Source organism: Ruegeria sp. HKCCA6707, from assembly GCF_013033515.1.
Taxonomy (GTDB): Bacteria; Pseudomonadota; Alphaproteobacteria; order Rhodobacterales; family Rhodobacteraceae; genus Ruegeria.
Genome location: NZ_WQEG01000026.1, coordinates 1 through 3,299 on the forward strand (window position 1 = coordinate 1; position 3,299 = coordinate 3,299).

The following is a 3,299-nucleotide window of genomic DNA, read 5'->3' on the forward strand; positions in this document are numbered from 1 at the left end:
CAAACGGTTTGTCTCAGACAGGATATCTCAATGAAAATACATATGAGATGCTGCTTTCTTTGGCGTCGCGGCAAAGGACAACAGGTTCAGTAGACAGCGGAACAAACGCAACGGAAAGCATCATTGCAAAAACTTCACCTGACAGTCGGCTATCCCGTGTGCGAAGAGTGTTTCCCGGTAAAGACCTCGTCGTTGGAAACTTCGACGGAAGGCTGTATGTTGTTGTGCTGACCTGGTCGTCTCACTCATTGGCGGAGGCGCGTGCCCTTGCGCGGCGTAGTGGCGGTACCCTTGCGTCAATAACCTCGGCGGCAGAATACGACTTCGTTATGAAGCTTGCTCAGAGCGACAGCCGATTGTGGACTTCGGATGATCCCGAACACCGCCACGGGCCCAGTATCGGACTGTATCAGTCGAAAGGCGCTCGTGAACCTTCGGGGGGTTGGGTATGGGATTCTGGCGAAAGCTATACTCTAAATCGATGGACGCGTAGCGAACCCAATAACCATGATGGCGGAGAAGATGTTGCCGCTCTTTGGATCAAAAATGGGGGTGGAGGGCGGACCGTTGGTTGGAACGACACCAAAGGAATCTCACGATCCTTTATTATTGAGATACCCTAGTGCGGGGTCGCAGAACAAGCCACGCCGTAAGTCCGTCACCTATCTCAGCTAGTAAACCCGCGTTGTCGCGCTTTCTGGAGGGGACAGAGACAACGCGGGCCGTCAGTGAGTGGGGTACCATGAATGTAGTGCTGAACCCGTCTCAATCAATCACGCTCTGGACAAGTCAAGCTTAGACAGCTGTCAGGACAAAAAATTACGGCCTCTATCTGTCCTCTTTTCGCAATGACGGAAAGGAATGACCACTAAACACGCGAGCCAACGGTTCTTTCAGACAAACTATGCGGGGAAAGAAGAAGGCAGGTATTGGCGCAATCCAGAGCGAATACCTAAGAAATACGGACCGGTGCGCATGCGTTGACCAAGGACCGCTTCGAGCCCAAAGCGGTCGGGTTCAGTCGTCACATCGGTGACTCATATTTTGTTTGGGAAACTTGGCGCTCAATCCAAGGCCTGCACCAATTTTCTTTTCCACCTTAGATCATCGCGATGCTAGGCTCAGATAAATTTCGCCTAACAGAGCATTGAAAAGCTATGACCAAACTGAATGTTACTCGCCGCGCTGCAATGACTATCCTTGGCAGCGCGTCGATAATCGCGATTTCCAATGCCGCGTCTACTCGAGCGGCCTCGTCATTACAGGATTTTGGAAGCCAGCTCCAAACTCTGCCCGAGATCACTGTCTACTCAGCGCAACGCGTCATCACCATGGAGAACAACGACCCGGCAATAAACGCTGTTGCCGTGGTCGGAGACCGTATTCTGGCCACCGGTTCGCGCGACGAACTCGTTGATCGCATCGGCTCACAGCCCTTTCGGTTGGACGATCGGTTCTCCGAGAAAGTTATTATTGCTGGTTTGATCGATCAGCACGTGCATCCTTTCCTCGCCGGATTGACCCTGACCTCCGAGATCATATCGATCGAGGATTGGAACATTCCGACTGGCTTTTCGGAGGCGGCAAAGGACGCGGAGGACTATCGATCGCGGTTAGAAGCGGCCGAAGCGGCTATGGATGATCCTGACGCCTTGCTGCTCACATGGGGGTACCACCACTTCTTTCATGGGGAAATCAGGCGTACACAACTTGATGAGATAAGCAGGGCGCGTCCAATCATTATTGTTCACCGGTCGGCGCACGAGCTAATCTTGAACACGCCCGCGTTGGAGATGCTGGGCGTAACACAAGAGTACGTCGATGGTTTTGATGGCCTCGCCCGGGAACAGTCGAGTTTCGAAGACGGTTATTTCTTCGAGGCAGGAATGTTCGCCGTTCTTCCCGCAGTCGCTCCAGTACTTTCAACACCGGAGCGTTTGGGTGCCGGTCTTAGGCTGGCGCGAGAGTACATGCATCGTGCCGGTGTTACTGTTGCTGCTGAACCGGGAGGTGTGTTGTCTCGACCTCTTCAAGAAGCAACAAACGCTGTCTTTTCCGGGCCAGACGCGCCGCTTAGGACATACTTCATAGCCGACGGCAAATCACTGGCTGCGATGCACTTTCAAAGTGGTTCGATGATTGAGGAGACCGAAAAGCTGCTGGATTGGGGTGAAGGCAAGACGGCTTTCATGCCGAAACAGGTGAAACTCTTCGCCGATGGCGCTGTCTACAGTTTGGCCATGCAGGTCTCGGAGCCTTATGTGGGCGGCGATTTTCACGGCGAGTGGATCATGCAACCGGACGAGTTCAATCCCGTATTCGATGCATACTGGGAAGCGGGTTACCAGATACATGTTCACCAGACTGGCGACCTTGCCGTGGACTTGATCTTGGACGCTGTTGAGCGAAACATGCGCCGGATGCCGCGAGCCGATCACCGCACGACGTTGGTTCACTTTGGGTATGCGAGAGAAGATCAAGCAAAGCGGATCGCTGAGCTGGGCTGCATCGTCAGCGGAAATCCATACTACGTAACGGCGCTGTCAGATCGCTATAGCGAGCTTGGACTTGGTCCAGAACGTGCAGATGACATCGTGCCCCTTGGGCCAATTAAGGCTAACGGCGTTCCGATCTCATTTCATTCCGACGTACCAATGGCTCCTGGTGAACCGCTATTCCTTGTTTGGGCAGGGGTAAACCGAACAACACTCTCAGGCCGCGTTGCTGGCCCGGAACACCGCTTGGTGGTCGAAGACGCTCTGCGGGCGGTGACCATTGACGCTGCCCAATCCCTTCGATTGGAGAATGAAATTGGCTCCATCGCTCCCGGCAAGTTGGCGAACTTCACCATCCTTGAAGAAGACCCATTCGAAGTGGAAGCCGACAAGATAAAAGACATCGGTGTCTGGGGCACTATCCTTGAAGGTGAATTATTTCCCGTGTCAGATGACTTCGATATCGACCGCGCTTCATTATCGCCGCCACGGGATACAATAAATCCGCCCAAAAAGCCGCTGTACGCGCTTGCTGACGTATCGGGCATCGCAACGAAAGGCATGCTTTCTGGATGCTCGTGTTGCGCTTCACCAGTAGCTCAGTCGTGCACGACATCTGCTGCGGGACAAGTCTCGGCAGTTAGCTGTTGCGGCACCAACGCGTTGGGGTGGGCCGTCGTGTCCGAATGGGCTTCCAAAGTTTAAATTGGGGCCAGGCTGAGATAGCGCATTCAAATATCCGAAATGTCCTGCCGATTCAACTGATCGCCGCAACACACTCTTGGAACTTCTCTGCGGGTGAGA

2 protein-coding genes are annotated in these 3,299 nt (G+C 53.7%); both read left to right on the top strand.

Annotation, left to right across the window (positions count from 1 at the left end; translation table 11 throughout):
• Positions 1-623 (top strand): lectin-like protein (locus tag GOW40_RS21985; RefSeq protein ID WP_305848796.1); only part of this gene is annotated, 623 nt, incomplete at its 5' end.
• A 534-nt stretch (positions 624-1,157) separates the two neighbouring features.
• On the top strand, positions 1,158-3,200 hold the full coding sequence (locus GOW40_RS21990) for an amidohydrolase (RefSeq protein WP_254444558.1): 2,043 nt from the start codon (positions 1,158-1,160) through the stop codon (positions 3,198-3,200).
• The last annotated feature ends 99 nt before the right edge of the window (positions 3,201-3,299 follow it).

Bases quoted from the DNA above. Each gene is read 5' to 3' on its own strand.
- GOW40_RS21990 (WP_254444558.1), top strand. From the start codon at position 1,158: ATGACCAAACTGAATGTTACTCGCCGCGCTGCAATGACTATCCTTGGC.